At 40.5% G+C, this 23,019-nt stretch carries 19 protein-coding genes and 5 pseudogenes; 21 read left to right on the forward strand and 3 right to left on the reverse strand.

The features are described from left to right. The 5 genes and pseudogenes from HF992_RS01110 to tnpA all read left to right on the forward strand — a co-directional run. Positions 1-437 (forward strand): IS30 family transposase (locus HF992_RS01110; protein WP_168548232.1); only part of this gene is annotated, 437 nt, incomplete at its 5' end. Positions 438-689: 252 nt separating this feature from the next. Then, positions 690-1,007 carry a DUF4298 domain-containing protein gene (locus tag HF992_RS01115; RefSeq protein ID WP_168548233.1) on the forward strand — a complete coding sequence of 106 codons (318 nt, stop codon included), beginning with the start codon at positions 690-692 and terminating at the stop codon, positions 1,005-1,007. A gap of 234 nt (positions 1,008-1,241) precedes the next feature. Continuing rightward, the gene (gene rpoE, locus HF992_RS01120; RefSeq protein ID WP_168548416.1) at positions 1,242-1,823 is read left to right on the forward strand and encodes a DNA-directed RNA polymerase subunit delta; all 582 of its coding nucleotides are present in this window, start codon (positions 1,242-1,244) and stop codon (positions 1,821-1,823) included. Between the two features lie 220 nt (positions 1,824-2,043). Next, on the forward strand, positions 2,044-2,655 hold the full coding sequence (gene rpsD / locus HF992_RS01125) for a 30S ribosomal protein S4 (protein ID WP_168548234.1): 612 nt from the start codon (positions 2,044-2,046) through the stop codon (positions 2,653-2,655). A 244-nt stretch (positions 2,656-2,899) separates the two neighbouring features. Next, positions 2,900-3,372 (forward strand): annotated as a pseudogene (gene tnpA / locus HF992_RS01130) (IS200/IS605 family transposase). A 136-nt stretch (positions 3,373-3,508) separates the two neighbouring features. On the opposite strand, the pseudogene HF992_RS01135 reads toward tnpA, so the two are convergent. Continuing rightward, positions 3,509-3,784, reverse strand: a pseudogene (locus tag HF992_RS01135) (transposase family protein); the annotation flags it as partial. Positions 3,785-4,138: 354 nt separating this feature from the next. Here HF992_RS01135 and HF992_RS01140 point away from each other — a divergent pair. The 5 genes from HF992_RS01140 (at position 4,139) to HF992_RS01160 (ending at position 8,641) form a co-directional block, all read left to right on the forward strand. Continuing rightward, on the forward strand, positions 4,139-5,104 hold the full coding sequence (locus HF992_RS01140; protein ID WP_168548235.1) for a ribose-phosphate diphosphokinase: 966 nt from the start codon (positions 4,139-4,141) through the stop codon (positions 5,102-5,104). A 316-nt stretch (positions 5,105-5,420) separates the two neighbouring features. Continuing rightward, positions 5,421-6,599, forward strand: a complete 1,179-nt coding sequence (locus HF992_RS01145) for a pyridoxal phosphate-dependent aminotransferase (RefSeq protein ID WP_168548236.1) — start codon at positions 5,421-5,423, stop codon at positions 6,597-6,599. After that, on the forward strand, positions 6,586-7,350 hold the full coding sequence (gene recO, locus HF992_RS01150; protein WP_168548237.1) for a DNA repair protein RecO: 765 nt from the start codon (positions 6,586-6,588) through the stop codon (positions 7,348-7,350). The genes HF992_RS01145 and recO overlap by 14 nt, the downstream gene beginning before the upstream one ends. A 50-nt stretch (positions 7,351-7,400) precedes the next feature. After that, positions 7,401-8,396 (forward strand): phosphate acyltransferase PlsX, encoded by a 996-nt coding sequence (gene plsX / locus HF992_RS01155; protein WP_168548238.1) that lies wholly within the window; start codon positions 7,401-7,403, stop codon positions 8,394-8,396. A gap of 2 nt (positions 8,397-8,398) precedes the next feature. Next, positions 8,399-8,641 carry a phosphopantetheine-binding protein gene (locus HF992_RS01160; protein WP_168548239.1) on the forward strand — a complete coding sequence of 81 codons (243 nt, stop codon included), beginning with the start codon at positions 8,399-8,401 and terminating at the stop codon, positions 8,639-8,641. A 1,240-nt stretch (positions 8,642-9,881) separates the two neighbouring features. Here the strand turns inward: HF992_RS01160 and HF992_RS01165 are convergent. Further along, entirely contained in the window at positions 9,882-10,718 is an 837-nt protein-coding gene (locus tag HF992_RS01165; RefSeq protein ID WP_168548240.1) for an AraC family transcriptional regulator, read from the reverse strand. A gap of 199 nt (positions 10,719-10,917) precedes the next feature. Between HF992_RS01165 and HF992_RS01170 the strand changes: the two genes are divergently transcribed. The 4 genes from HF992_RS01170 to HF992_RS01185 are packed head-to-tail and all read left to right on the forward strand — an operon-like array spanning position 10,918 to position 16,236. Next, positions 10,918-12,204, forward strand: coding sequence for an ABC transporter substrate-binding protein (locus HF992_RS01170; protein ID WP_168548241.1), 1,287 nt, complete (start codon positions 10,918-10,920; stop codon positions 12,202-12,204). 54 nt (positions 12,205-12,258) lie between these two features. After that, complete coding sequence (locus HF992_RS01175) at positions 12,259-13,152, forward strand: carbohydrate ABC transporter permease (RefSeq protein ID WP_168548242.1); 894 nt, start codon at positions 12,259-12,261, stop codon at positions 13,150-13,152. Between the two features lie 12 nt (positions 13,153-13,164). Continuing rightward, complete coding sequence (locus HF992_RS01180; protein ID WP_168548243.1) at positions 13,165-13,995, forward strand: carbohydrate ABC transporter permease; 831 nt, start codon at positions 13,165-13,167, stop codon at positions 13,993-13,995. A 39-nt stretch (positions 13,996-14,034) separates the two neighbouring features. Beyond that, positions 14,035-16,236, forward strand: coding sequence for an alpha-galactosidase (locus HF992_RS01185; protein WP_168548244.1), 2,202 nt, complete (start codon positions 14,035-14,037; stop codon positions 16,234-16,236). Positions 16,237-16,776: 540 nt separating this feature from the next. On the opposite strand, the gene HF992_RS01190 is transcribed toward HF992_RS01185, so the two are convergent. Continuing rightward, positions 16,777-18,807 (reverse strand): GBS Bsp-like repeat-containing protein, encoded by a 2,031-nt coding sequence (locus HF992_RS01190; protein ID WP_168548245.1) that lies wholly within the window; start codon positions 18,805-18,807, stop codon positions 16,777-16,779. A 239-nt stretch (positions 18,808-19,046) separates the two neighbouring features. On the opposite strand from HF992_RS01190, the pseudogene purK reads away from it, so the two are divergent. The 7 genes and pseudogenes from purK to HF992_RS01225 all read left to right on the forward strand — a co-directional run. After that, positions 19,047-19,814, forward strand: a pseudogene (purK, locus tag HF992_RS01195) (5-(carboxyamino)imidazole ribonucleotide synthase); the annotation flags it as partial. A gap of 20 nt (positions 19,815-19,834) precedes the next feature. Next, positions 19,835-20,554, forward strand: a complete 720-nt coding sequence (locus HF992_RS01200) for a hypothetical protein (RefSeq protein WP_168548246.1) — start codon at positions 19,835-19,837, stop codon at positions 20,552-20,554. Next, entirely contained in the window at positions 20,512-21,273 is a 762-nt protein-coding gene (locus HF992_RS01205; RefSeq protein ID WP_168548247.1) for a hypothetical protein, read from the forward strand. The genes HF992_RS01200 and HF992_RS01205 overlap by 43 nt, the downstream gene beginning before the upstream one ends. A 75-nt stretch (positions 21,274-21,348) precedes the next feature. Further along, a pseudogene (locus HF992_RS11860) lies at positions 21,349-21,570 on the forward strand (phosphoribosylaminoimidazole carboxylase); the annotation flags it as partial. Positions 21,571-21,903: 333 nt separating this feature from the next. After that, positions 21,904-21,960: pseudogene (locus HF992_RS12315) on the forward strand (hypothetical protein); the annotation flags it as partial. A gap of 10 nt (positions 21,961-21,970) precedes the next feature. Next, positions 21,971-22,441 carry a Rossmann-fold NAD(P)-binding domain-containing protein gene (locus tag HF992_RS01220; RefSeq protein WP_162012409.1) on the forward strand — a complete coding sequence of 157 codons (471 nt, stop codon included), beginning with the start codon at positions 21,971-21,973 and terminating at the stop codon, positions 22,439-22,441. A 348-nt stretch (positions 22,442-22,789) separates the two neighbouring features. Continuing rightward, positions 22,790-23,017 (forward strand): phosphoribosylaminoimidazole carboxylase, encoded by a 228-nt coding sequence (locus HF992_RS01225; protein WP_168548248.1) that lies wholly within the window; start codon positions 22,790-22,792, stop codon positions 23,015-23,017. Positions 23,018-23,019: the final 2 nt, after the last annotated feature.

The raw sequence follows: 23,019 nt of genomic DNA on the forward strand, positions 1-23,019 counted from the left end.
AAAATCTAGGCGATTATGAGATTGATACCGTTATTCAGACGCGTGCTAAAAACGAGTGCTTACTGACACTCACAGACAGGAAGAGTCGCTTTCAAATCATTCGTCTCATTCCTGACAAGTCAGCGACATCAGTAAATCAAGCCTTGAAAGGGATTCTACGAAACTATCACATCAACTCAATCACAGCGGATAACGGGACAGAATTTAGTCGCTTGGCAGAGGTCTTTAATCCTGAGTGTATCTATTATGCTCACCCTTACGCCTCTTGGGAAAGAGGAACCAACGAGAACCATAACCGACTCATTAGACGATGGTTGCCAAAAGGCACTAAGAAAACGACCACAAGAATGGTCGCCTTCATCGAAAATTGGATTAACAACTATCCAAAGAAATGTTTGAACTATTTATCTCCTAGACAATTTTTACTAAATGCCTAACTTGGACTTGAAATTTAGCAAAGTCCAAATTTTTAGGTGTTTTATGAGATTTTACTCAAAAATATTTGACTTCTTTTCTATAAATAGCTCTTGAAAAGATTGCATTCTATGACTATTGTCCTTGACTTCCTAACTTTTCAGAATAAATTTTTGTATTTCAGAAATTTATTGGAACTTTTTTCTTCATGCGTTTGGCGTGGATTGATCCTTGCCACAATGGTTTTTTAAAGAATGCTGTGGTATAATAAAGCTATGGATGCATTAGAAAAAATTGAAGCGATGGAGCAGGTGCTCAGTCAAAGTATAGAGCAGTCAAACCGGTTGTGGCAGATCTTGGAAACTGCTCAAGAGCATATGCCCCGGCTAGAGGATCTCTTTGCCTACTATGGTAGTCCAGAATGGCGCGAGCATTTTGAACTGGATGAGCAGGGGAAAATTCCTAAGCATCTTCCGCGAGGGGTCTTGTCAGAAGATGGGATTTATAATACTATCCTAGATTACCGTGAGTTAGCCCAAACCATGCGAACTCTAGCTGACCAGATTGACCAAGCGATTTCACCTGAAGAATAGAGGTATTTAGGCTAGGATGCTAAAGGGTTAGTTGAATGATAAGGCGAGAGAGGCTGAGGGATTGCTCAACCTCTTTTGGGTGTTTTTCTAGCTATACCTAACCTTTAGGAGTAGCTTAGTGCTTTTTAAAAGGCTGCTAGGTTAGGTTTAAAAAATAGAGATTTTAAGTATAGCCTTTGACTATTTAAGGCTTTTAGCGTAAAATAGGAGGGAGACAAAATGAAGGAGTCTAAGATGGAATTTGAAGTATTTGCTGGTCAAGACAAGACAGAATTATCAATGATTGAAGTAGCGCGTGCTATTTTAGAATCTCGTGGTCGTGATCATGAGATGTATTTTAATGATCTGGTTAATGCGGTACAGGAGTACCTAGGGCGTTCTAACGGGGAGATCCGTGATGCTCTTCCTAATTTCTACACAGATTTAAATGTGGATGGCTCTTTTATCTCTTTGGGAGACAACAAATGGGGTCTTCGGTCATGGTATGCTATTGACGAAATTGATGAGGAAGTGATCAGCCTTGAGGATGAGGACGAGGATGGAATTCCTAAGCGCAAGAAAAAGCGTGTCAATGCCTTTATGGATGGGGATGAAGATGCCATTGACTATAACGATGACGATCCAGAAGATGAGGAGCTGTTAGACCGTGACGGCAGCGAGTATGATGACGAGAATCCTGACGACGAGAAGGACGAAGTAGAGTCTTACGACGCTGAATTAAACGAGATCATCCCAGATGATGAAATTGATGAGGATGTCGAATTATCGGAAGAAGATGATGACTACTCAGACGAAGATGTTGAAAATGAAGACTAGACTCTGTTGTGAAACGTTATTTATTGAAAAAAAGCCTTGCAATAGGCTTTTTTTTGTGCTACAATAATCTTTGTGTGAAATAACAGCAGGACAAAATAAAGCTCGTCAACAGCTTGTCTGCAATACCAGTAACCTTTGCTGTTTGGGCGAAGGCAAGCTGCACGAATTAGGTTTGTCTACATCGTTATTTCCATAAAATTTATTTATGGAGGACATTGATATGTCACGTTATACAGGACCATCTTGGAAACAAGCGCGTCGCTTGGGTCTTTCACTTACGGGTACAGGTAAAGAATTAGCACGTCGTAACTACGTACCAGGGCAACACGGACCAAACAACCGTTCTAAATTGTCAGAATACGGTTTGCAATTAGCTGAAAAGCAAAAATTACGCTTCTCTTACGGTTTGGGTGAAAAACAATTCCGTAACTTGTTCGTACAAGCTACCAAAATCAAAGAAGGAACTCTTGGTTTCAACTTCATGGTTCTTCTTGAGCGTCGTTTGGACAACGTTGTTTACCGTCTTGGCCTTGCGACTACACGTCGTCAAGCACGTCAATTCGTAAACCACGGCCACATCCTTGTTGACGGTAAACGTGTAGATATCCCATCATACCGCGTTGAAGTTGGTCAAGTGATCTCAGTTCGTGAAAAATCTGCTAAAGTTCCAGCTATCTTGGAAGCTGTTGAAGCAACTCTTGGACGTCCAGCTTTCGTATCTTTCGATGCTGAAAAATTGGAAGGTTCATTGACTCGTCTGCCAGAACGCGACGAAATAAACCCAGAAATCAACGAAGCCCTTGTCGTAGAATTCTACAACAAAATGCTTTAATTTTAAGAGTTATCTTACAGAAAGCCTACAACAGTGGGCTTTTTGCTTTGTCTTAAAATGTTGATTTCTGGGTTTGTTCAGTTATGGCTTCAAGCCAGTTTTTCTCGGAGAGAAAAATGAGAAAACCACCAGCTAAGCTGGTGGTTGATAAGGCTTCTAGCTTCCATTTATTTTTCCTAGTATAATCTAATTGTTCAGGTTAGATACAGAAAGGAGTAAAATAGTCCAATGGACTATTTTAGCAATGGCTAAAACCAGTTATAGTTTATCACACACCAAATGGATGTGCTCTATCACATCGTCTTCACTCCGAAGTATCGTAGAAAGTCCATCTACTATAAAATTAGACAAGACCTCATCGATATTTTCCGTCATCTATGCCAGTACAAAGGAGTAGAAATTATAGAAGGGCACATGATGCCAGATCACGTTCACATGCTTGTGCTGATACCACCCAAACTAGCGATTTCCGATTTTATGGGATATTTAAAAAGTAAGAGTGCTTTGATGATATTTGATAGACATTCGAATTTAAAGTATAAATACGGAAATCGTAAGTTTTGGGCGAGGGGTTATTACGTCAGTACTATCGGATTAAACGAACAAACCGTAGCGAAGTATATTCGCGAGCAAGAGAAGGACGACATAGCTCTAGATAAGTTGAGCGTTAAAGAATACGAAGATCCCTTTTCAGATGGAGGATTTAGAACAAGATAAAAGCCCGTTGTTACGGGCAATAGTCAAGTAATAGAAGCATAACCTGAACAACGTTCAGCGAGCGTCTTTAGACGCTACTGGAGTTTAACGGCTTATAGCCGGTGTACAAGCCACCCGTTTTCACGGGTGGTTATGATTGAACGTTAAGCTCTTTTAAACGGTCTGAATTAACAAGACTAACCACACGCTCTAGAGTATCGTGAGATGGACAACCATCGCTCAAATCAACCTATTCTCCTAAAGGACCTTCATTCATTTCAATAAAATCTTCCATCTCTTTCCATGTTTCAATCCCAGCTAACTGACAAACAAAGACAAGAAATAGAGTGGTTGATAAGGGATAGCGAGTTTTCCAAGATTGACGACGATCCAATTCACCTGCGCAATCATCAATAGAAATAATAAAATCAATCTAGCTTTCTGAAAACAATATCTCCTTCATGCGTTTGGCGTGGGAAGCATTGAAATGTCTTTTCTTGAGAATGATTTGCCTGTGTTTCAAACACAATAAAATCTATTCAAGAAAGGGCCTTTTTAAGGGGCTGTCTGACAGGGGTGAGTTCGTTGGCGTTGAATTAAGTGTCTTTTGAGTTAGTTCTTTTTCCAGAGATGTGATAAAGCACGGGCGCTTTACAATCAATACCGTAAGTCATCCCTCTAGTTTATTTGAGTAAGTGTTCATCTATCTCTGCTTTTGTTTGAAATATCTTAGCAAAACCGTTACAATAGAATAAGGAATGTTTCTTAAATTAAAATGGAGGGCAGTATGTCATACGCTAACTTAAAGTTGTTTGCGCTATCGTCAAATCAGGAACTGGCTAAAAAAGTGGCTGATAGTATGGGGATTTCGCTTGGGAAATCAACGGTCAAGCATTTTTCAGATGGTGAAATTCAGGTCAATATTGAAGAATCGATCCGTGGTTCTCAGGTCTATATCTTGCAGTCAACTTCGTCACCAGTTAATGATAATTTGATGGAAATTCTCATTATGGTGGATGCTCTCAAGCGTGCTAGCGCTGAATCAGTCAATATTGTGATGCCTTATTACGGTTATGCCCGTCAGGACCGTAAGGCTAGAGCGCGTGAGCCAATCACGTCAAAATTAGTAGCCAATATGCTTCAAGTGGCAGGTGTTGATCGCCTTTTAACCATTGATTTGCATGCTTCACAGATTCAAGGTTTCTTTGATATCCCTGTTGACCATCTTTTAGGGGCACCTTTGATTGCGGACTATTTTGAACGTCGTGGGATGACAGGTGCTGATTATGTAGTGGTTTCTCCAGACCACGGTGGCGTGACCAGGGCGCGTAAGTTGGCAGAATTTTTAAAGACTCCTATTGCCATCATTGACAAGCGTCGGTCAGTGGATAAGATGAACACTTCTGAGGTGATGAATATTATCGGTAAGGTAGACGGCAAGACCTGTATTCTGATTGATGATATGATTGACACAGCAGGAACCATTTGCCATGCGGCGGATGCTTTGGCAGAGGCGGGAGCAGTAGCTGTTTATGCTAGCTGTACCCACCCAGTCTTATCCGGACCTGCCATGGATAATATTGCTAAATCTGCGATTGAGAAATTAGTTGTTCTGGATACGATTTATCTGCCGGAAGACCGCTTGATAGATAAGGTTGAACAGATTTCGATTGCTGACTTGCTGGCGGATGCTATTGTGCGGATTCATGAAAAACGTCCTTTATCTCCTCTATTTGAAGGAAAGAAGCTTTAATTTAAAGGGACTTTGGGAAAGTAGAGAAGTGCTTGGGGAAAACTTGAATCGGTGACACTAAAATCTCAATCCAATATAGTTGAGTACCAGATGGCTTATCGTTATGCAGGTGGAAAAGACACCACTAAGAAGGTCTTGTCAACGTGGTATGAGGGAGTCAGCTGGTAAGTAATTTCATGGGTAGCTTTTAGAAATAGATGGAAATTGGGAGAAGGTGAGCCTCTTCCAATTTTTTGACGCCTCCTGTCAGGGAGTGCTTTCTCATTTAACATTTTCTGAAAATTGCGATATAATAGTCTAAAGATTGGAGAAACCTATGGATTTAAGTAAACGATTTAATAAACAATTGGACAAGATTCAAATTTCAATGATTCGTCAGTTTGATCAGTCGATTTCGGATGTTCCTGGTATTTTGAAGCTGACGCTGGGAGAGCCTGACTTTACGACGCCAGAACATGTAAAAGAGGCTGCTAAGGCAGCGATTGATGCCAACCAGAGTTATTATACAGGAATGAGTGGACTCTTGGAGCTACGTCAGGCAGCAGCTGACTTTGTCCAAGAAAAGTATAACCTAACCTACGATCCAGCTAGCGAAATCTTGGTGACAGTAGGGGCGACAGAGGCGCTTTCCGCTAGCTTAGTAGCTATTATTGAGTCGGGTGACACCGTTTTGTTGCCTGCGCCAGCTTATCCTGGCTATGAGCCGATTGTGACTATGGTTGGTGGTTCCATCGTTGAGATTGATACGACAGCGAATCAGTTTGTCTTGACCCCGGAAATGTTGGAGACTGCTATCTTAGAGCAAGGGGACCGATTGAAAGCAGTCATCCTTAATTACCCCGCCAATCCGACAGGCGTGACCTACTCGAGAGAGCAGATGGCAGGTCTTGCCGAAGTGCTGAAAAAGTATGACATTTTTGTTATTTCAGATGAGGTGTATGCAGAATTGACTTATTCTGAAGGACGCCATGTATCCATTGCAGAATTCTTACCAGATCAAACGATCGTTATTTCAGGTCTTTCGAAGAGCCATGCCATGACAGGTTGGCGGATCGGATTGATTTTTGCCCCAGCTACCTTGACAGCGCAGTTAATCAAGAGCCATCAGTACCTCGTAACAGCTGCGGCGACGGTTGCCCAGCATGGTGCCTTAGAAGCCTTAAAAAATGGCAAAGATGATGCTCTGCCGATGAAGGAAGCTTATATGAAGCGTCGGGATCTGATTATTGAAAAAATGACTGCTCTTAGCTTTGAAATCATCCGTCCAGATGGTGCTTTTTATATCTTTGCCAAGATTCCAGCGGGTTATAATCAAAATTCTTTCGACTTTCTGCAAAAATTTGCTCGTAAGGAGGCGGTAGCCTTTATACCTGGAGCTGCCTTTGGGCAATATGGTGAAGGTTATGTTCGGATTTCTTATGCAGCTAGCATGGAAACCATTGAGGAGGCCATGAAGCGTTTGGCGCGTTTTATGGAATCGGATGAATCGCGTTGAGACAAAGGGTTTGGTCCTCTATAACCGCCCTTATCGCGAGCAGGATATGCTGGTAAAGATTTTTACGGAATCTTATGGCAAACGGATGTTCTTTGTGCGGCATGCTCATGACTCTAAGTTGACCAGTGTTATCCAGCCATTGACGGCCTCGTCTTTTATTGTTAATTTAAATGCGACAGGCTTTAGTTTTATTGAAGATTATCGAGAGAGTCATACCTTTCCAAAGGTTAATGGGGATATTTTTTCGCTGTCTTATGCCACTTATCTGCTTGCTTTGGCAGATGCTGCCCTTCAAGACAATGTGTCAGATCCAGCCCTCTTTGCTTTTTTATCAAAAACCTTGGCTTTGATGGAGCAAGGACTGGATATTGAGGTCTTGACCAATATTTTTGAAGTGCAAATCTTAAGCCGATTTGGGGTCAGTTTAAATTTTGACGAATGCCTGGTCTGTCACCGTGTTGGTCAGCCTTTGGATTTTTCCTATAAATACAACGGTTGTCTGTGTCCCCAACATCAGCATCAGGATAGCCATCGTGTTCATGTAGACCCAAATGTCATCTATCTCTTGAGCCGTTTCCAAGGAATTCAATTTACGGACTTGGAGACGATTTCGATTAAGTCAGAAATGAAACAAAAATTGCGAACCTTTATCGATCAGCTGTACGAGGAATACGTGGGAATTCATCTCAAGGCTAAAAAGTTTATTGATGATATGGCTCAATGGGGTCACCTCCTCAAGGATAATCGCTGAAGAATATGATAAAATAGAGCTATTGATTGAGCTATAGCAAAGGAGAGAAAATGAAACGAATTGCTGTTGATGCCATGGGAGGGGATTACGCACCTCAGGCGATTGTCGAGGGGGTTAATCAAGCCATAGAGCTTTATAAGGATATTGAGGTCCAACTTTATGGGGATGAGGCAAAGATCAAGCCTTATCTTAAGGAAAATCCGCGTATCCGTATTGTCCACACCGAGGAAAAGATTGATTCGGATGAGGAGCCGGCTAAGGCGATCCGCCGTAAGAAACAGGCATCGATGGTTCTGGCAGCTAAGGCGGTCAAGGATGGCCAAGCAGATGCTGTTTTATCAGCGGGAAATACAGGTGCACTCTTAGCGGCGGGTCTCTTTGTGGTTGGACGCATCAAGGGAGTTGAACGGCCAGGGCTCTTATCTACCTTGCCGACTCGGGATGGTCAGGGGTTTGATATGCTTGACCTAGGAGCAAATGCTGAGAATACACCGCATCACCTCTATCAATATGCTGTTCTTGGTGCCTTTTATGCTAAGCATGTGCGCGGTTTAACTAATCCTCGCATTGGCCTTTTGAATAATGGCACTGAAGAGACAAAAGGCGATAGCTTGCGTAAGGAGACCTATCAGTTGTTGGTAGCTGATCCAAATCTGAATTTTATTGGTAACATAGAGGCTAGAGAACTTCTGAATGGTGTGGCAGATGTTGTCGTGGCAGATGGGTTTGTGGGAAATGCTGTGCTTAAAACCATTGAGGGAACAGCCATGTCTGTCATGAGTCAGCTCAAATCAGCCATTGCTTCAGGAGGGCTACGTGCTAAACTGGGTGCCCTTCTGCTTAAACCAAGTCTTTACCGATTAAAAGACAGTTTAGACTATTCTAGCGCTGGTGGGGCAGTCTTGTTTGGGCTTAAGGCGCCTGTGGTTAAGGCGCACGGGTCCAGTGATGCCAAGAGTATTGTCAGCACGCTTCGTCAAATTAGGACCATGCTGGAAACGGATGTGGTCGGTCAGTCGGTTCAAGAATTTTCAGAAGAGGAATAAAAATGTCACAAGAAGTTATCTATCAAAAACTCCTTGCTTTAGTTAAGGAATTCCAAGGCGAAGGCGTTGTGCTTTCTGAGGATTTGCTACTTCGGGATCAGTTTACCGATTCTGTCGCATTGATGGAATTTGTCATCAGTTTGGAGGATGCTTTTAACATTGAGATTCCAGACCGAGATCTAGAAACTTTTCAGACAGTAGCAGACCTGGTTGATTATATCGCGAAAAGCAATCGCCAGTTTTAACTAACATGAGTATCGAATAGCACTTGATCAAAGGAAGGAAGATCAGGTGCTTATTTTTGGCGCACTAATTGTTAAAATAAGTCAGGCAAGTCATCCAACTCCCCAAAACGGTAGTACTCAATAAAAAACAGATAATTTAGGGACATTACCGACTGATTGTCAAAGAAACACTATGGGTTAATTGCCAAATGCCGCAATTAACCCAAAACTTTTCCAATAGTCTAGGGGACTATTAGAGAAGTACCCTATGGAACTGGGAAAACTAGTGACGGTAGGACTAGACATGATACAGTCCAGTAAACGAACCATTTATATGTTTGATTTTGAAAGAGTATAGAGGTACTAGTTGTTTAGTAATGATTAGAATGTTATCTTAAGGAGGGGAAACAATTGAGCCATTATCAGAATGTGATGAGTTGTTATCAACCGTTACCTTAGTCGTTCCTGCAGTGTAAACGAACTGTTTAAGGTGATAGTTAGGATCGTTACAGTCCTAAAGCTGTTTGGGTGATGAATTCAGTGGATGAGATAAATGGCGTTGCACCTCAGCTTTTTGCCTTCAAAAGCCCTACACTTAGGGACATTTAAGAACCGTATCTCGGTGACATGACGATAAACAGTAGAGGTCGGACAAAAAATAGAGTACAGAAAAGGCACAGAATTGCGTTATGAGAATCGTTTCTTCTATGCCTTTTTAGTATTCAGTGTGTCAGTATTTTCTAGGAAGGTCTAGCTTAACAAAGAAAAGAGCACTGACACGTTTTTTTGAAATGACGCAGTTAGAAGTTACTTCCACGATCACAGGGATTGGTTTTATTTTCAGGAGATAATGGGATATTGGGGCATCTTATGCGCACGTGCAAGGGCGATGTCCTCCTTGGGAAATTTGGTTGTCAAAGGAAGACAAAATTGGCTTATCAGAGTGTGCTACCAATGGGTCTGGATAGGAGCGGGATAGGTCTGAGAGAAATCATTTTTCTTGGCTCTGTTTGGGAGGAATTCTGAATGCTTTGTTTACATAAAAATATATGCAAAGAGAAGTTCATTGGTTTTAAAAATCAAGAATAGTCGACTTGATCCTAGCTAAGACAGACTTTGCTCATACTAGAAAGAGTTGGCAGCAGTTGTTTTTTTAGAGAGCTCTATTGTTATAGCATGGCGAACCGTTAGTTTTAATGGGGAAGAAGGATTGGAGTTAAGCTAGTGATGGCATCAATAGATTCATAAGCTTATATCCTATCTAACGGTTTTGTTTGCGCCATTGGCTTGGAGATTGATGAAATTGGCGCTTAAAAGCATTGGAAAAATTAAACTGGTTGGAGTAGCCAACAGTCTCAGCAATTTCTTGTAGACTTAGTGTTGTATTTTTAAGGAGTTCGCAAGCTTCACTTAATCGGTATTGAATGATAAATTGTTGAGGAGAGATGTTCATCTCTTTTTTAAATAGGCGACTAAAATAATGTTTGTTGAGATTACAGCGTTTGGCCATATCTTCTACACCAATAGGAAGATGGTAATTTCTCTCTACAAAATTAATCCCCTCACGAATATAGAAATCTTTGATATCCTCATGCGAAATGGATGTTTGCTCTATAGATTCCTCGATCAAGTGGAAAATAAATAGGTAGAGGTGCCCTAATAAAAGAGAACTTCGGCTGTTATTGAGATCAAGGATCGTTCTCATCTCTTGGTAGACAGGGCTTTCCAAGGCTGCTTTCTTCTGGGTAAAAATGGGTTGTTTAGCAGATAGACCAGCTTGCTTGATAAAATGCTCGGCTTTTAAGCCGTCGAATTCAATCCAAATATAGGTCCAAGGGTCCTCAAAATCGGCTTCGTAGCTACAGATCATATTAGGGGAAATTAAGAAGCCTTGACCAGCCGTTAAGGGAAAACAACGTTCTTCACCTGTGGAATAAAATGTACCAGATCCCGAAATAACATAATGAAACAGATAGTGTTGCTTCATGGTTGGACCAAAAGAGTGCAGGGGTTTACATGCTTCCATGCCGAATTGAATGGGATAAAAATCAACGTACGACCTATTATTAAAAACATAAAATTTAGCTTTTTGTACCATAAACCTCACCTAAAGAAAACAAAAAATATAGGACTATTATAGCATTTCTATATGCTTTTGTAACTTTTTATATTAAAAACAACAAATTGACCTTAAACTCATATAAATCAAGTCAAATCCCCCTATTTATTGAAAGCGTTATCTTTGATAAACTTAAATTACAAATAACAAGGGATTCCCTTGAAAAAGGAGATTAATGATGAAGACGCTCGTACGTTTTTGTAGCTTAATGGCAGTGTCAACTTTATTAGCCGCATGTGGATCTGGTACTTCTGATAACAGTTCATCCTCGTCAGAATCTCAATCCAATAATTCTGGCAAAACAGAATTATCCTACGCCATATGGGATTCCAACCAAGAACCTGGGATTCGTCAAATTGCTGATCAATTTGAGGCTCAGAATCCTGATATTAAGGTTAAGATTCAAGTAGTTAATTGGGATAATTACTGGACCATGTTGGAAGCAGGGGCAACAGGAGGGTCTTTACCAGATGCATTCTGGATGCACTCTAATGAAATCTACCGCTATGCTTCTAATGACATGCTGTTGCCATTGGATGATTATTTAGCCAAAAGCAAGACCGCTAGTCTATCGAATTTCCCAGATGGCCTGAATGCCATTTACAATATTAATGATAAGCAATATGCCTTACCAAAAGACTTTGACACCATCGGCTTATGGTATAACAAAAAAATGTTTGACGAGGCCGGCATAGCTTATCCAGATGAGACTTGGGATTGGGATAAATTAAAAGAAGTTGCTAAAAAACTAACCAAAGACGATGGTAGTCAATATGGTTTTGGAGCAGGTTTCAGTAATCAAGAAGGTTTCTACAACTTTATTTACCAGAATGGTGGTCAGGTTCTGGCAGATGCTAAAACATCTGGATATGATGATCCTAAAACAGTGGAGGCGTTGGATTACTACTTCAGTTTCGTCAAAGAAAAATTATCTCCTGTGATGACAGAGGATCGAAAACGCGCAGAAGCCTTCCAAAACGGTCAAGTAGCTATGGGAGTCTTTGGTTCGTGGAATTTATCTGGATTTTCTTCTAATGATTATGTAAAAGCGAATGCAGATGTCGCCGTTTTACCAAAAGGGCCAAATGGCAAACGAGCTACCATTTTTAATGGTTTGGGAAATGCGATTGCAGCAAACACCAAACATCCTGAAGCAGCTTGGAAATGGGTGGAATATTTGAGTTCCAAGGAGGCTCAAGAAATGCAAGCTAAGTTAGGTGTGGCCATATCAGCCTATGAAGGCGCTGCTCAAACCTGGGTTGACTCGAATAAAGATTTTGCGGTTCAAAAATATGTTGATATGCTCGAGTATGCCCAAATCAGGCCTTACTCTCAAATGACCCTTAAGTGGGAAGAAAAGGCCTATGAGTTATTAAAACCAGCTTATTTGGGAGAAGAAAAAACGAAAGATGCGGCTCAAAAAGCAGCGGATCAAATGAATGAGGTGCTTGCTTCAGAGAAATAAAAGCACGAAAGTCTGGATAGCTGGCTGTCCAGACTTTCGATTAATGGAGGAGTTATGGCGACAAAAAGAGAACAGAGGAATCAAGCTTTGTGGGGCTTAGGAATGGTAGCTCCGACGATTATTGGACTCATGGTCTTAAATATTATTCCTATTTTTCAGACGATAAAATTGAGTTTCTTTAAAAGTGGCGATTTCGGCAAGAGCGATATTTTTATAGGGTTAGAAAATTATCGTCGTTTAATGACAGATCCTCAAGTCTGGCAGGCAACGTGGAATACGATTAAATACACGCTGTTAGTGGTGCCGATAACGGTTATGCTTGCAATGCTTTTAGCTGTTTTACTTAATACAAAATTGAAAGGCAAGCATGTCTACCGAACCATTTTATTTTTACCGATGGTCGCGGCGCCTGCTGCAGTGACTATGGTGTGGAGATGGCTGTATAATACGGATTTTGGCTTGATTAATCATGTGTTAGGGCGATTTGGCATTGGCCCTGTGAACTGGATTGAGAATCCTAGTATAGCCTTATACGCTATAGCAGCAATCGGGATCTGGAGTACGGTAGGGTATAGCATGATTCTCATTTTAGCAGGCCTTCAAGAAATTCCAAACGATTTTTATGAAGCAGCGATTATTGATGGGGCTAGCCCTTTTAAGCAATTTTTCAATATTACGCTACCACTTGTTTCTCCTACCTTATTTTTTGTAGTTGTGACAAGTATTATCCAATCTATGCAGGTTTTTGATGTCATCTACATGATGGAAGATATTAAGAGCCCAGCTTATGATAAGACCGTTTCACTGGTTTATCTATTTTATAATCATTCTTTCAAATACTCAGATAAGGGGTATGGGTCTACGGTCGTGATTTTATTGCTAGGACTGATTTTACTACTGACAGTAATCCAAATGAACGTCCAAAAAAGATGGGTTCACTATCGCTAGGAAGGGGAGCAAATGCAGTCAAAATTCTTAAAACAAAACCTTTGGATTCACCTTTTACTCATAACTGTTTCTTTTGGAATGATTTTGCCCTTTATTTGGATGGTTTTAACTTCCTTCAAGTCGGTTACAGAATCAACCCAGATGAACCCCTTCCAAATTTTACCGTCTAAGTGGTTGGTGGGGAACTACACAGAAGTTATAAGAACCAATAATTTTATAGTACTCTATTTGAATACTATTCTGATGATGGTCTGGCGCATCTTTAGCTCGGTGATGTTCTCTGCTATGGCAGCCTACGCCTTTGCCAGATTACAATTTCCATTTAAAAACGTTTTATTTGGATTGGTTCTGTTTCAAATGATGGTGCCTCCACAACTCTTTGTTATTCCGCAGTATTTGATGATTGACCAAATGGGCATGAGAAATACCATTTTTGCGCTTGTCTTTCCTGGTTTGGTGAGCGCTTTTGGAACATTCTTGCTTCGTCAATTTTTCATGGGTTTACCAAAAGAGCTGGAAGAATCGGCTAAGTTAGACGGTTGCAACATTGGGCAAACTTTTTTCAAAGTAATGTTACCGCTGGCCAAGTCTGGTCTGATTGCTTTGGCGATTTTTACAGCTCTGTTTGCTTTTAAAGATTTGCTATGGCCGTTGATTATTAATGCAGACCCTAGTAAGGCGACGCTATCTAGCGCTCTATCTAAGATTCAAGGCGCCTATACGGTTAATTACCCTCAGTTGATGGCTGCAAGCGTACTAGCGATCTGGCCGATGGTTATCTTGTACATTATTTTCCAAAAGCAGTTTATTCAAGGAATTGCCAGTTCAGGTAGCAAACTGTAATGACTGGTTAAAAGAAATTTATACAGATTGGAGTGACTTATGGGGATTCTATTTAAACAAGAAAGCCAAGAGTTTCATCTTTACAATGAGACAATCAGTTATGTGATGGGCATTCTTCCAAACGGGCATATTGGGCAACTTTATTACGGGAAACGTGTTAGTACAGATCTTTCTTACCGCTATTTGCTGGAAGATGAGTATCGCGCGCTGACGTCTTTTGTCTATGACGATGGGACTTCGTTCTCTTTACAGCATACGCGACAGGAATATGCCTGCTATGGCACGACCGACTATGGTTTACCTGCTTTTGAAATCGAACAAATAGACGGTAGTTGTTTGTCGCATTTTGAGTATCAGACTTACCGCATCCTAAAAGGGAAACCCCACTTAGAAGGCTTACCAGCCTTGTATTTGAATCAGGAAGACGAAGCTGAAACCTTGGAAATAGAGCTTTGGGATAAAGGTTCCCAAACACGACTGGTATTGAGCTATACCGTTTTTAGGGGCTATTCGGTCATAACAAGGCAGGCGCGGTTTGAACAAGAAGGGGATTTACCAATCATTCTTAATAGAGCATTATCAATGAATTTGGACTTGCCAGATCGAGATTATGATTGGCTACACTTGGATGGTTCTTGGGGACGAGAACGTTATGTTGTGGAAAATCCTTTGCAAAATGGTTGCCAGTCCATCTATAGTTTAAAGGGTTCAAGTAGTGCGGAGCATAACCCTTTTCTAGCCTTAAAACGCCCTACAGCAGATGAGCACCAAGGGGAAGTTCTTGGGTTTTCTCTCATCTATAGTGGCAATTTTTTAGCACAGATAGATGTCAATGCGTTTGATAAGCTCCGAGTAAGTTTGGGGATTCATCCTGAGCGCTTCTCTTGGAAATTAAGCAAGGGAGAGCAATTCCAAACGCCTGAAGTAGTCATGGTTTATAGTGATGCTGGTTTAAATGCGATGAGCCAGACTTTTCATAAAGTTTTCCAGAAACATTTAGTGAGAGGTTACTGGCGTGATAGGGAACGTCCAATATTGCTGAATAACTGGGAAGCGATGTCCTTTGACTTTGATGAAGAAAAGATTCTGGATTTGGCCAGACAGGCAGCAAATGTAGGAGTAGAGTTCTTTGTACTGGATGATGGTTGGTTTGGTCAGCGTAATCACGAACATGCTGGCCTAGGAGACTGGGTGACTAATTTGGAGAAGCTTCCGCATGGTCTCACAGGGATTATTGAGCAGATTCATCAGTTGGGAATGGGGTTTGGTCTGTGGATTGAACCAGAAATGGTCAATAAAGATAGTGACCTATTTCGAGAGCATTCTGATTGGATTTTGCACCACCCGAACCACAGTCAATCGCATGGCCGCTTTCAATACACACTTGATTTATCGCGTGAAGAAGTCTACCAAAACATTTACCAACAACTTTACCGCCTCTTATCAGACCATAAGATAGACTATGTCAAATGGGATATGAACCGTTACATGACAGAGGTTTTCAGTCTGATGCGGTCAGCTGATCAACAAAACGAAACTTTTCATCGGTATATTTTGAATATCTATCGTCTTTATGACCAGCTGACAAAGGCTTTTCCAAAAGTTCTTTTTGAATCCTGTTCAAGTGGAGGTGGTCGTTTTGATCCTGGTATGCTTTACTACGCTCCTCAAGCTTGGACCAGTGATAATACGGATGCTATAGAGCGCCTGAAAATCCAGTATGGGACTTCTATGGTTTATCCACTGAATAGTATGGGCTGTCATATCTCAGCCAGTCCTAATCAGCAAATGGGTAGGCTAACACCGATGGAAACACGCGCAAACGTTGCTTTCTTCGGCAGTTTTGGTTATGAATTGGATTTATCCGAATTGAGTAAGGAAGAATATGAGGCCATTAGAGAACAGATTGCCTTTTATAAGCACTACCGTTCCGTTTTTCAATTTGGTACCTTCACACGTCTGAAAAGTCCGTATGAAAGTGACTTATCAGCTTGGCAAGTGGTTTCAGAGGACAATGAGACGATTATTGTGGGACAATACAGGAGATTGGCTAGAGCGAACATCGGTTATCAGCGCTTACGTCTCAAGGGATTGCAAGCAGACGCTTACTATGAGTGCGATCATCAAATCTATTCAGGCAGTCAACTGATGGAAGCCGGTTTCTTAATTCGGAATAAAGACCATGTTGGTGAGGCAAAAGATTTCACCTCTCGGCTCTATATTCTGAAATGCCTCTCATAACTCCATCCTTCTTTTTAGCTAATAATGAAGGATCGCGTGATATTCTGTTACCGTAGATATCAGCCAACGATGTCATAGATCTTTTTAGCATAGTTGATTTGAAGGAATAGATGGAATCAAGGCTAGCTTTGTTAGAAAAAGCTAGCAAACGTTTTAGAGAGTTAAGAGACTCCCTATATAGTATCTAGTAAAATAACAACAATGAGTTTGCTAGATACAGTATGGGGAGTCTTTAGCTGTCTCAAAGAAGTCCAAAATCAGTAGAAGAAAAAGTAGCAAATGAATTTCCGAAATGGCAATGAAACGATTCGCCTAAACGAGAGGGTTTTAGAAGCCTAAAATAAACAGGTAAGATCCCTGTTGAAAATGCATTGCCCCTTCATTGGTGGCTCTAAACAACAACGTCATAAAGCAGAAAGACGCGATAGTGGACGTATCAAGGAATAGGATTGAACCCCATCACTGCTACTCGGCGTGTGATCATGGTTTTTACAAGTGTGAGGAATTTGACAAAAAATGGACCACGAAGGTCCATTTTGCCTATCCTTTGGGATAGATGTAGTGTACTGGTCCAGGAGAATAGCCGCTACCGTTCCAAACTTGGTAGGGGTTGAACCAGCCACGGAAGTTGCTGATGTATTGCTTACCAGCGTAGTTGGATTCTAAGACTTGGATACGTGTCGGGCTGTCAACGTGGGTGACGACAGCGACATGACCGAATCCTCCTCCGTCTGTCGGCCAAACAGCTACGGCTCCAACCCGAGGAGTGTCACTGACGATGTAACCTAGGTTTTTGGCGGTGTTAGCCCAATCTTTGGCATTTCCCCACCATTCTCCGACCCAAGGAGCCACTTGTTTGACTCCCCAGGTGCATTGACCTACTGGATAATTTGTGGCGACATAAGTTTTTGGAATGCTTGGTGTAGTGATGGGAGCAGGAGCTGGACTTGTCTGTGTCAGATGGTTCGGATCTACGGTGAAGCTAGTTGACAAAACACCTGATAAGCCAGTTCCGTTGCGTTTATAGATATGGAAATGATAGAGACCACTGTCCTTGTGTTTGTTCAAATCCAATTGGAAACCATAACTACTAGAGCCAAGGGAATTAGCGGTATACCAACCGATGTCATCTTGTCCGTTTTTGTCAGACCAAACAGCGAAGAGATATTCGCCGGTGCTGGCATTGTTGAGACTCAGCTCGTAGGTGCCTGACCGGACAAAACGGCTACTGGCTGTTGGGGTATAGGTGACTGGAACAGTCGTGCTAGGTTTCGTTAAATCTGCAGTGTTTGCAACGTATCCAACTCGAGTGCCATCAGCATAATTGATGTAAACATGATTATGATAAACTCCTGATATATTTTGGTGATTAGCAATAGAGACCGCAAGACTATAGCGATTGCTTGCATTAGCGCTTACTTTATACCATTTGATATTGCTTTGATTGCTGGTGCTCCAGACGGCAATGTCCATAGAAGTAATAGTTTTCTCAGGTTGGACGTTGAGAATATAGGATCCTGTTGCTTTGTTGAGGCTTGTCAGCGAAAATTGAGGCGTTTTAGGGGCAGAAGGAGTAGGGGTAACCGTTGAAGTGGTTGGTGGTGTGACCGTTGTTCCTCCGATACCAATGAGAGCTTCTCCAGCTTTGTTACGCCGGTAAAGGTGGAGGTTATAGACGCCTGTTTCATTGTTATGGTTTTTGAGGGGAATGTCCAGTAAGTAAGATCCATCTGCCTGGCGTTTCATTCCATACCACTGAATATCGTCTTGACCATTCTTTTCTGTCCAAGTAGGGAGAAGGACTTCGTACGGATTATCTGTAATCCCGGTAACCTTAACAGTCAAGATATGTGAGCTACTAAAAGCAGTAGTGATTTTAGGAGAGGTGCTTGTTGCAGAACGTTCAAGTAGGTTGGCTGCCCTTGTATTGGTTTCAGATGTGCTGGTAGTCGTAGGTTTGGAAATAGACTGACTCGTAGTTGCTTGGGTGACAGTGGTGCTACCTTTGCTAGTGGCTTGAGTTGCGGTGGTTTGGTTAAGGGGTGCCGTAGTCACCTGCGCCTGAGGGGTTTGGCTCGTTTCTGTCGCTATGTTGCCTGTAGTACTCGGGGTGGTAGTGGATGTCTCCAGTCTGGTAGTAGTGGTAGGCGGAGTGACTGTTGTGGGATTTGGTTGAATATTGGTGCTAGAAGTGACTGGCGTATCGGTTTGTCTCTCGTTGTCTAGAGACTGGAAGGTTTCTGCCTTCAAAAGGCTCTTCTGACCATTTTGCACCAGATATGTTTCAAGATGATAGGTTCCGGAACCTGCATGATTTCGTAATGAAATGTCGGCAAAGCCGGCCTGGCTATTGTAAAAAATCAGGTCATCTTTACCGTTCTCTTCTGACCAGATAGCGTATTGAATAGATGCATTTTCAGGGAAAGCCTCTAGATAACGTAGTTTCAACTTAGTTCCACTGACCTCTATAGAAACAGGGGAAAGATGTTGATTAGCTTGCACAAGAGTTGCCTCTTGAGTGGTCAAACTGCCTAAAACTAAACTTGATAATAATAATGTTTTGATTTTCATATTATCTCCTTTCACAAATTCTATTCGTTGAAAAATATCATTTCTATGAAAAAAGATGGATGACAGTGAATGGTTCAAAGAAACTTACTACGTGCCCCCAATGGGGACCGACTAGAAATAAGGGTTAGAGCAGTTTAGAGGAAGTTACCTATAGGAGCCTCTTTTCTCCCATTTGCCAAGTCTTTCAAGACGTTAGAATCAAAATAGTTTGAATCTCCACTTGACTGAATCATGGGACGAAAGATTTCTTGGCCAATAAAGTAGGTGTGACCGTGGCACCTTACAAGGTGGTGACTTCTAGCCTTGACTTGGAAAATCTTGACTTCTCAAAAACCTATGTCCTCAAAACTGCCGCAGATGGCTATGATGGCCACGGTCAAGTCGTTATTCGCTCGGAAGCAGACTTTGAAGTAGCCAACAAGCTGGCTAATGCTACCGAGTGCGTCCTGGAGGAGTTCGTCAATTTTGACTTGGAAATCTCGGTCATCGTATCTGGCAATGGCAGAGATGTCACCGTCTTTCCCGTTCAGGAAAATATCCACCGCGACAATATCCTGTCAAAAACCATCGTCCCAGCCCGTATTTCAGACGACTTGAGCGCTAAAGCGCAGGCGATGGCAGTCAAAATCGCAGAGCAGCTCAACCTGTCTGGCACCCTCTGTGTGGAAATGTTTGTGGCAGGCGATGAGATTCTGGTCAATGAAATTGCTCCACGCCCTCACAATTCAGGGCATTACTCTATCGAAGCCTGTGATTTTTCACAGTTTGACACCCATATTCTGGGCGTGCTAGGTCAACCCCTGCCAACGATCAAACTCCATGCCCCAGCCGTCATGCTCAATGTCCTCGGCCAACACATAGAACAAGCTAGAAGCTATGTTGCAGAAAACCCTAGCGCCCACCTCCACCTCTATGGTAAAATAGAAGCAAAGCACAACCGCAAAATGGGACACGTGACGGTGTTTAGTGATAGGTTAAACGATGTTGTGTTACCCAGATTGGAGTAGGAGGGGATTAATCATTAAAGATGCTTCGATTTAAAAAATATTATAATGAAATATATTTACACATATATTTGGAGAACGGCAAGTTTAAAGAAAATATATTAGAGGAAGATTTCTCAAAAAAGATTATTGACTTTACTTTAGATTTAAATGAAGAACAGTATAGAGATGATATTATGAATCGAAAAATTTACGGCGTTTTTCCGTATAATAAAAGTAGGTTGGATAAAGAAGAATCTCTGGATGAAGATCATTTAGCAACAGTTAAAGAATTGGCAATATTTGAAAACCAAAAGATTAATCTATTTTATAATCACACAATAGATAGATATGATAATATTAAATATATTTGTTTAAAGCCATTTAACATTCATGTAGAAAGACTACCGAATAAAGAGTTTCCTGTTTCCCCGCTCATAAAAATTATTAACAATCAGTATATACACCTATCTATCAACTTTGTTGATAGATACTATTTAGATAAAGGGTCTAAAAAGTATGATACAAATAATTACAAAAGTGATTTAGATTTTTACGAAAATACAATTCACTTAGATGATAAGGTATCTAAGTTATCTGGAAATTCAGCTTTAATACCATTCTTAGGTCAAAGCTTTTTTCACGGTAAGGAATTACAAGAGGTATTGTTAACAATTGTTGATAGGTACTTTGATTATGAGTCTCAATCTTATAATATGAGATGTTTATACAGCTTAAAAAAAACAATCTTTCTAGAAATTTAATTGATAAATTTATTAATGTAGATAGAGATTCTTATTTTATAAAAAGTAAATCTATTCCCAATTTTGCTAATCCGAATGCAAAAGATAGCTTATGGATCTTCTCACCGAGTACGACCTTGATAACTATAGATAATCAAGAAGAACGTGAAAAGTCGTTTATATATTCAAGAGTAATAGAAGAATATGCGGGTCAAATGTATATTTTGAATTACTCTACTCTTAATAATATAGATTCAAATAATATTTCTGCTTTAATCAACAGGAAAGTGGAATTGATAAAGTTAAGTGAACAAAGATTACTATATAAAAACAGTGTCAATATGTTAAACGATATTTTAGATTATTTGTTTTTGGATATCTATAATATTGATAGTTTAATAATATTAACTTCAGAAAAAATAAATTTACACTTGGCGATGAGTGAGTCTCAAAAAAATGATGACAATTTTCAATTACAAAATTCATTAGCGATAATTTCACTATTGTTATCTACATCACCAATATATGAATTTGTAGTGGCGCCTTTAATAATTTTATTGATGGATGGGGTTAATTTGATTTTGAATCATTGGAATAAGGAAAAGATTTCATACGAATCGTTAGATAACCTATTGACTTTGTTTGGGTTTATACTGACATTTTTAGTAGTTTATCGATTTTTAAAAATTATTTTCCCAAATTTAAATTTATTGATTTTAAAAAGTAGAAACTCAAAGTAGAACCCGTTGTAATAAGCCGTTATTACCGTATTTGAGGTGAAGAAAACAAATGCTATGCTTGGTTGGGGAGAATGTATAATAAAAATCATTGTTCATGCTTTTATTGAAAATGGCGAAGCAGGAGTTGTCGAAGTTGTCTTTGCTTCGGAAAATTCTCAAGCTATTTCTAAAAAAATGGCAGAGCTACAAAATCAATACCCGAAAGATTACCTTGCCATCTATGATTTGCCATTGGATACAGATTTGTCAAAATTGCCACATCATCCGGGAGTGGTAATAGAGAAAGAGGAGTTTGATAATGTGGATGAGGCTACGGAGGTTATTTTAACCTATGAGGATGATATTGTTATTCCTAAAATTGCTGATACAGAAGGAATAAAAATCATTTCTCAAAGTGAACATCAGATTGTACTAGAGTATACTTGTGATGAAAAGTGTGTAAAAGATTATCTTGCAACGTACGGTTTACCTAGAACACCAAAACGCATTTCCTTTGAATTTGAAGTAGAAATTGATGAGGATGATGATATATTTGGTGTGACTGATGAGGAGTTATAAAGACTGCTTAGTTTGGTAGTAAGTTACTCGTAGAATTATTATTTAATAAAATGAGTTTGCTATGGTGAATACAACCGCAAAATGGGACACGTGACGGTGTTGGGGGAAGATGCGGAAGAATTTATTTAGGAGGGCAATCATGTTGGTTATTATTGGAGGTTCGGGAATGTTGTTTGAGGCAAGTAGAATCCTGACCCAGGAGAGTTCGAATCCTGTCATTCTTTGCGGGAGACATCGAGAACGTTATGAACCTATCCTCTTAGAAAATGAAAAGGCACAATTTGTCTTGTTTGATTTTTCTAAGAAAGAAGACTTTCAGCGCTTAGAAGTCTTGTTGGATTCTTCAAAAACTCCTTTAACTCTTCTTGCTTGGGTACATAGCCCTTATTATCCTTACCTAGTTGATTTGATAAAGGGGTTAGGCTCAGCGATAAAGGATGTTTATTTGGTCAAAGGAAGTAGCAATCATCCATTTTTAATAGAAATGATGGAATCTCAGCGCTTAGTTACCATTCAACTAGGTAGACATCAAACAGAAGATCGCTGGCTCACTAATCACGAAATTAGCCAACAAGTTGTTGAAACCATACAGGACTATCAAGATCATTGAGGAGGAAGTGGAGGCTGGAGATTCATAGATTATTGATGAGGATTGCTTGACTAAGTCCTTTGGGGAATTGGGCTCATATCGCTACTATAAACATTAATAATTGAATTGTTGCTTTGGAACGTTTGGAGGCGTGCTCAAATGTTTTATAGGGAGATGAGATAAATGTTCCTCACCTCATTTGGTAGGAAGAGATGATGCTAATCTCGAAACTATTGCAAGTGACTTAACGCAGTTACGACAAAAAGCCGAAGCATAAGGCATTATAGACTATCAAGTGCTAGAAGACCATTATTGGTACTTTGATTTCCTAAATAAGAATATTCTACTGCTTGGTTAAAAGAGAAAAACATGACACAAATTATTGTTCACTCTTTTATTAGAAATGGGGAACCATGTGTTGCCGCAGTCGTTTTTGCTTCAGAAAATTCTCAAGCAATCTCTGAAAAAATGGCAGAGCTGCAAAATTTATACCCATATGATTATCTTGCTATCTATGATTTACCACTAGATACAGATTTGTCAAAACTGCCACACTATCCGTCATTAGCGGTAGGGAAAGGGGAGATTAGTAAATAAAT

Source organism: Streptococcus ovuberis (assembly GCF_012396585.1).
In the GTDB taxonomy this organism is placed as follows: domain Bacteria; phylum Bacillota; class Bacilli; order Lactobacillales; family Streptococcaceae; genus Streptococcus; species Streptococcus ovuberis.